A 7,401-nucleotide genomic window follows, 5' to 3' on the forward strand; every position below is an offset into this window, starting at 1 on the left:
GCCCGTTAAAAGCCAGTGGAGAGGGAGACTATGCCAGCAAACCCACCGCCCACAAAGTAGGAGGGGGCCCGCCCGGCTATGCGCGTGCCATAAACACCTGTTGTGGGTTTGGCGTTAAAAGACACGCTATTGACCCCGGACAGATAACCCGGCTGACCCAGATTCATCAGGTTCAACTGAATTTGCGGAGACTTGGCAAAGCCAACCTTTTTAAGCCGGTAGCCCATGCTGAGGTTGGCTGTTGTAAAACCGGGAATACGCTCATCGTTCATGAAGGTTGAATAGGTTGGGCCGACATAGTTAACCGTCGCCATGCCGAAAAAATGCTCATCATCATAAGACAGGCCGATGCTGCCGGAGAGCGTGGGCGTACGGATGGCTTTTTTACCGCGTGTGGGCAGGTAGTCGTCTCCTGATTTCAAATTATTATCAATGGTCGCGTGGATATACTGCCCGGACAGATAAGGGCTGAAATGGTGCCAACGTTTCAGACTGATTTCCAGTTGTGCGCCGCGTGCGGTCTGGCCACCTCCGTTAATGGATTCTGAAACCTGCGCCCCATTTAGGGTGCTGGTTGTGCTGATTTGGCGGTTAGTGAAATTGTAATTAAACACTGAAGCAGAAAGGTTGATGGCCCCTGTGTGGCGGTAGCCTAGTTCTTCCCCAATGGAATATTCTGGCCGCGTGTCACTGGTGGCATTGCGGTTTTGCTTGCCGGTCGCAACGCTGAAGCGGTCATTATAGTTTGAAATACCGGAAGGAGCACGAAAGCCGGTTGTGCCATTGATGAAAAGTTGATCATGCGGAGTTATGTCATAACTGGCAGAAACTTGTGGTTGGGGTGAAAAATAGCTGGACCCGTTTCTGTAGCGTGCGCCGGGAAGGGCGTTGCTAATGGTGCGTGTGACCATGATGGCCCGGAAGGCGGCTGATACCGTTAATTTATTGGAAAGTGCTTTAAAACTGTCCTGCACAAAAAGTGCATTCACCTGCTGCACGAGGTGAGAGTTATAGGATGACAAAGGCTCCCCTGATGCCGTGAGAATGGGGTGGTGCCCCAGCATATTGGAAGCCCCGCCATTGGCGTACACGGTAGCATAGCGGGACGGGTTTGAAAAATCGTAATAAGAATACCATGTGCCTGCTGTCAGGCTGTTTCGCCCCGCTTTCCACTCGAGAGACGCGGTGATTCCTGAATGGGCCTGTTTGAATGTGTCGGTCGCAACGGCAGTGATTTTTCCATCTGCACCAACTACACCGCCCTGAAGCGGTCCAGCAGGTTGGTTGCCTTGATAACTGGTGTTTGGGTCAAGGGATGTTCCAAAACCATCATACCCGCTGACATAAATAAAATAGGGTGTAAGGGAGAGTTGCAGATGGTGGTTGAGGTGTAAGTTGACTGGTGCTGCCAGAAAAATTTGCGCCCGTGCGTTTTCCTGCAAGAGATAATAGGATGTATCGCCATCAGTGTAAGTGCGGGAATAATTGAAGTTCGTGCCGTGTGCTTTCCACTGTGCTTTGGTGGGAGCACGTAGATAATATTGCCTCTGCCGGTTGAAGGAAAAGATGAGGGAGGCTGAATTCCCCTTGCCCCATTCCTTAAGTAAACGGCTATCAACATGAAAACGCGGGCTATCTCCGGCACCACGCCATTGGGACGCATTACGGTAGGAAAAGGACGCAAACCCCGTTACGCCGGTATGTCCGATCTCTCCGCTATCAAGGCGTAAAAACTCACGGTTGAGGGCATAGGAGCCGTAAGAGAGGTCCATAAAGCCACCAGCCGTGCGTTTGGGCTTGGAGAGATGCACGCTTAATTGTCCACCAACCGCATTATAAAGCGGCGATGCAGCATCAGAAGACCCCTGTGTGAGTGTGACGGAACTGATGTTTTCCGTATCTGCGGTAGCGGATGTGTAGGGCATCAGAAAAAGGGGTGGAGCAGCAGGGACCCCTTCAAATAAGTACCCTATCTCCGTCTGGTCCAGACCCCGTACCGAGAGGCCTTGCTGGTCATCGTTCGTGCCAAGCGGGTCATTGGCCGAGTAAATAACACCGGGCAAATTGGCGATAAGGGCAACCGGGCTCTCTGTTGGGCTTTGGCGGGCAATATAGTCCCGTGTCAGGCCGCTTTGCGCCCGCGGAGCCTTCTGATGCGGCATCAGGCCACCGCCGGGGGAATGGCCAGTGGAGCCATCGGCAGTTGTGCGGCTTTTGACCGTTACATATTCAGGATGCGCGGACGTGGCGCGTGTGTCGTCTGCCTCCTTATCCTGTGTTTCCATTTGGGTATCGGTGGTTTCTGCTGCGGCATCAGCATCAGGGGCTGCCCCAAAGCTCGACAGTGCGGCAGCAAGGATCAACACGGGGAGAAAGGGTGTGTCAGGAGTGAAGGAGGAAGCCTTTGGCACGGTATGGAATTCCGGTCTTTTTCTATTGCTCCCAAATAGTCTAATAAAATTTATTCAGAAAAGAAATAATATAACATAACATTTTCGAGGGGTGGTCCCTCAAGGGGATGAGGGTAGCGTGGTTCTATGCAGAATTTAGCAGAAAACTGGCACGTTCTGCCTCAAGGGTGGAGTGAACGTGCCAGTGTGTTTAGGGAGCAAACTCAGGGCGTAATGGTCTGAAGCACCAGACCGGGGGTTAGGATTTGTGGAAGTATCACTTCCGGACCATGAGCCGGGCTGTAGATGTAAAGTGGCACACCATCGCGTTTCCGGGCTTTGAGGAAGGCGCTGATTGCCGGGTCGTGATTGGTCCAGTCGCCTCTCAGGGTGATAATGCCCTGTTTGGCAAATGCGTCCTGTGTGCTGGGAATATCAAGAGCAACACGTTCATTAACCAGGCAGGTGATGCACCATGCTGCGGTCATATCCACAAAAACAGGTTTGCCTTCGGCCTTCAGGGCATCAAAACGTGCTTGCGTGAACGGTTCAACCCCTTTTGGCAGGCCAGACCCTGCATTGGTGGCGTTTGCCTGCGGCGCTGCATGGTGCAGGGCGGGAGCAAGAGCCAGAGCCAGCAGTAGACCCAGCAAAGCAAGGCCATGGAGAGCCGTTGTGCCGCGTGTATGGCCATTCTGCATAAGGCGTGTCTGAGCAACACCATACAGCCATGCGGAAAAAGCCAGAAGCACCAAACCACTGGCCAGAAGAAGCACGACAAACGCGCCGCCTTCCAGCGTGGCAACCCAAAGCAGCCATACGCAGGAGGCCAGAAGCGGAAAAGCCAGAAACTGCCGCAAATATTGCATCCATGCACCGGGGCGCGGCATGCGTGCCGCCAAGCCGGGCGCAAGGGTAAGAAGCAGATAGGGGGCTGCCAACCCCAGCCCCATTGCGGCAAAAACACCCAGCCCTGCTACGGGTGGGCCAGAGAGTGCCCCCGCAATGGCAACCCCCATGAAGGGAGCCGTGCAGGGGGTTGCAACAACAACGGCCAGAACACCTGTCAGGACATCATGCAAATGGCCATGCTTGTGGGGGTTGGTTCCACTCCCAACGGCTACGGGCAGAAATTCAAATACGCCAAGTAGGTTAAGTGCCATGACAAAAAGGAGCCACGTCACCAAAGTGACAAACAGCGGAGATTGAAACTGAAAACCCCACCCGGCTGTGCTGCCCGCCATCCGCAGGCCAAGCATCAAACCGCCAAGGCCGAGAAAGGTGACCATGACGCCCAGCGTATAACAGACTGCGCTGATGGTCTGGGTGCGGCGTTCTGCTTTGCCCAGACGGGCAACGGACAAGGCCTTCATGGCCAGAATGGGGAACACACACGGCATAAGGTTGAGAATAAGGCCGCCCAGAAAAGCAAAGGCTATCAGCTTTAAAAAGCCTGTTGCGGGGGTGTCCGTACCATCTGAACCATTCTTTGCAACAGTAACGTTCTGGGCCAAAGCATGTTGGTTGCCAGCCGCGTCCTGCAACACCACAATACCGGAAAGCGCCTGGTCTGCACCAAATTCCGGCAAGCGTGTCAGGCTAAGGGTCAGGGCCCCATCCTCAACTTTCAGCGGTTGTGGAGCAGCCTGATCTATCAGGCCGGGCTGGTCCGGCATGAACCACGTGTCTTTAACGGCCTGTGGTGACAGATCAGAACCTGTCAGGCGCAATACGCCACCCGGTGTAATACTGGCCTGATAAGGGGAGGGTACGGGGCTGTTTTGTGCGGCGTGGTCAAATAACGCAGCCTGCGCAGACGGAGTTGGGGCAGCATAAGGCAGTGTCAGGCTGAGGTCTGCTTCTTCCGGTACACACACGCTGGCGCACACCAGCCAGTTGGCATGGGCGGTCAGTGTGGTCTGGCGTGAGGTTTCAGGTTGGGGTTGTGCTTCGCTGATAGGTTTTAATGTGACGGTAAGGGGTAATACGACGTCCCCGGTATAAGCGTAGGACATGAGCGAAGCATCACGGATGCGATGTGGCGTTGGCCATGCCACCTTGTCGCTCTCGCCGCTGGTCGCGCCCTGCGCTGTCACCTTTACCGTAACCGGCTCTCCGGCATCGCCGGGGTTTCGCCCGTATGTGTGCCAGCCGGGTTGGAGTTGCAGACGGAGGGCAACATGCAGGGGGCTGCTGCCATCTGTTGTATCTGTACTGGTGATGAGTGTCGCCTTGCTATGCTCCGTACTGACCGCAGGGCTTTCGGCAGCGTGGCTTACATTCAGCATGGCAACGGACTGCGTCATGCCTAATAAAGCCACAGCGCCATAAACAGCAATCTTGGGGCGTGCGGGGTATAAGGCGCTGCGATGTGTTGACGCAGCATCACCTTGTCGATCTTGCTGTGATGCCGTGTCACATGTGCGTTTGGTGCGTAAGACTGCGGGAAGCAGCAAAGAGAAGAAACGCATGGAGCAAGATCTTTCAGGCAGAATGCGGAGAGGTTTTGCGGTCAGGAAGGTGCTACAAGACATACAGGGTGAGGGCCTGTGCAGGAAAGCCCTCATCAGTCTCGTTTTTACCGGTTTTGTGGCTGCTTGCCGGACTACACGCAAAAACAGCAACAGGCAGGGAGTGTATCTCCTGCTAATGTAACCGCAGAGAACTTTGGCGAGGTGCCTCTGCCACACGTCTGATGAGTGTATGGCAGAGGGGCAATCTTCAGGCGCAGAAGGGTGTAAGAACCCCTGAGTCGGTTAGCGGGTTTTATTCTGAAAAATCAGGACCGCTTCAGCCACTCATTCAGTTTATCCACTACCGCCTGCGCGGACATGGTGCGGGCATTGCCCAGTTCCAGCGTTGCGTCCGGGTTCAGCACTTTGCCCTCAGGCGTTACCACCAGTGCAACCGGGATAGCTTTGATGGTGATGCCATATTTTTTGGCAATGTCCATATTGTGGTTGAAATGATCCACATTGACGGAGGCAACAACAAAATTTTCCTTCACCCAAGGGGCAATAGCCGGGTCATCCAGCACACCAGAGAGCACGCGGCAGTCCGGGCACCAGTTGGCACCAAAGTCCAGTAAGACCTTGCGGCCTGTTTTACGTGCCGTTGCAAAGGCTTCTTCCACCGTTTTTGCAGCGGCATCCGGTGTATCGTAGGGCTGGGCCACAGCTTTAACGTTCAGGCCTCCTACTTGCGGCACCGGCGTTTGTGCATGGGCCAGTGGTGCTGCAAAAGCGCAGGACAACAGTGCCGCAGCAAACAGGCCTTTCTTGGCCAATGGTGCAGGATGTTTGGAAAAGCGGAGAAAAGCTGAAAGTGTCATGAGCTGATCCGTTACATTGGGGGTATAGATAATTCCCTTATCATATCGGACATAGAATAATAAATACAGATTAATGATCGTTATTTTGTGCGGAATCCGGATTAAGCACGAACAACCGTGAGCAGTAAGGGCAAACAGCCTGATGCCCTGCAATTTTCAGCCAGACGCGGGGGTGCCCAAGGGGGCCTAGCCCTCCGTCACACGCAACTTTGGTACTATCCACCACAATGGTTTCCACATGGCCTAGCTTGGGGCGTGGCGTAGGGTGTGTGATGTGCTGGCTCATGGGTGGAGATCCTGTTTGACAAAGCAGGGAAGGGCGGCAAAACCGGCTCTGGTTTTTACTGTGGAGCATGATAGCGGCCAAAAGCCTTGGTTTCCATTGCTCCCATCATCCCATAAGCGTGAGCAGGTGTGCTTTATGACTGTAAAACAGACCGTGATGGCTCTTGCTGGTCTTATGGCTTTGGCGGCCTGTTCAAACACACCGCCACCAGCACCACACCCGCCAAGGCGCTGGCAAAGTGCTGCCCGCCTGACGCCCCCGCAGCGTTATTTCAAGATGGCAGACGGTGCAATGCTTCCTGCACGCATTTGGCCGGCACCCACTCCACCGCACGCCATAGTGTTGGCCCTGCACGGTTTTAATGACAGCCGGGATGCGTGGGAGATGCCTGCTCCCTTTTTTGCAAAGCATGGCATGACCTTGGTGGCACCAGACCAACGTGGCTTTGGGCAGGCTCCGCAACGCGGGGATTGGGCTGGAACGAAACGGATGGTAGCGGATATCAAGGAGCTCATAGCGCAATTACACTGCGAAAACCCTGACGTCCCCCTTTATACGGTGGGCGAGAGTATGGGAGGTGCGCTTCTAATGGTCATGATGTCCCAGCCTGATGCGCCGCAGACAGCCGGGACTATTGTGTTGGCGCCAGCCGTCTGGGATGTGGGGTTGGGAGCACGCATTCCCTTAGAGCTTATGAAGAGCATAGCGCCGTACGCGCTTGTTCCTGAACGGAGTGTGCCAGTGCATGTTGTGGCTACTGACAACATGGCAGCGCTTATCCGGCTTTATTATGACCCGCTGACTCTCCATGCCACGCGTTGGAAAGCGCTTGAGGGGTTGGTGAGCTTAATGAAAGAGGCTGCGGCCAGTGCACCCTTTGTGCGCGGGCCGGTTCTCTGTGTTTACGGAGATAAGGACCAGCTTGTTCCGGCTCCTGCCATGGCTAAAGTCTGGCAGACTATGCGGCAGACGCACCTGAATGTTCGGCAGGACCTGATAACAGGGGGACACCATCTTTTGCTACGAGACAAGCAGGGTGCCTTGGTCATGCAGGATATGGTCAGCTGGATATTGGCCCATCAAACATGGCTACCATCCGGTGGTGACAGTGCTGCTGGGGTTTGGTTCTCACAGCAGGAAGGACGGTTAGGGGTAGGAAAAAGTGGCGGTTTGCCTCTCTTGCCAGCAGGACTTGAAAGTCTTGTGAAAAAATAAGCGTGTATGGGCGATGCTAACACTAAATATTCGGGGTTAATTTCTTATTAGAATGCCTATTGCTCTGAGAAAAAGGTACAGTTGTAAGGCACTGTAAAACAGCACTGTAAATACCTAAGTCACGCTAGCACTACAGTTGCATTTTGTGTCGTGAGTGAGCGCGGATAGCGCTGACCTGA

General features: G+C 54.3%; 5 protein-coding genes. 1 reads left to right on the forward strand and 4 read right to left on the reverse strand.

What is annotated here, in order from left to right:
* Window positions 1-5: 5 nt before the first annotated feature.
* The 4 genes from ACTIDN_RS09185 to ACTIDN_RS09200 form a co-directional block, all read right to left on the reverse strand.
* On the reverse strand, window positions 6-2,411 hold the full coding sequence (locus ACTIDN_RS09185; protein WP_441376810.1) for a TonB-dependent receptor: 2,406 nt from the start codon (window positions 2,409-2,411) through the stop codon (window positions 6-8).
* A gap of 203 nt (window positions 2,412-2,614) precedes the next feature.
* Window positions 2,615-4,861, reverse strand: a complete 2,247-nt coding sequence (locus ACTIDN_RS09190; RefSeq protein WP_441376811.1) for a protein-disulfide reductase DsbD family protein — start codon at window positions 4,859-4,861, stop codon at window positions 2,615-2,617.
* A 308-nt stretch (window positions 4,862-5,169) separates the two neighbouring features.
* Entirely contained in the window at window positions 5,170-5,721 is a 552-nt protein-coding gene (locus ACTIDN_RS09195; RefSeq protein WP_441376812.1) for a thioredoxin family protein, read from the reverse strand.
* Window positions 5,722-5,791: 70 nt separating this feature from the next.
* Window positions 5,792-6,007 carry a zinc-finger domain-containing protein gene (locus ACTIDN_RS09200; RefSeq protein ID WP_415507161.1) on the reverse strand — a complete coding sequence of 72 codons (216 nt, stop codon included), beginning with the start codon at window positions 6,005-6,007 and terminating at the stop codon, window positions 5,792-5,794.
* A 135-nt stretch (window positions 6,008-6,142) separates the two neighbouring features.
* On the opposite strand from ACTIDN_RS09200, the gene ACTIDN_RS09205 reads away from it, so the two are divergent.
* Entirely contained in the window at window positions 6,143-7,222 is a 1,080-nt protein-coding gene (locus ACTIDN_RS09205; RefSeq protein WP_441376813.1) for an alpha/beta hydrolase, read from the forward strand.
* Window positions 7,223-7,401 lie beyond the last annotated feature (179 nt).

It is taken from the genome of Acetobacter sp., from assembly GCF_052102375.1.
Classification (GTDB): domain Bacteria; phylum Pseudomonadota; class Alphaproteobacteria; order Acetobacterales; family Acetobacteraceae; genus Acetobacter.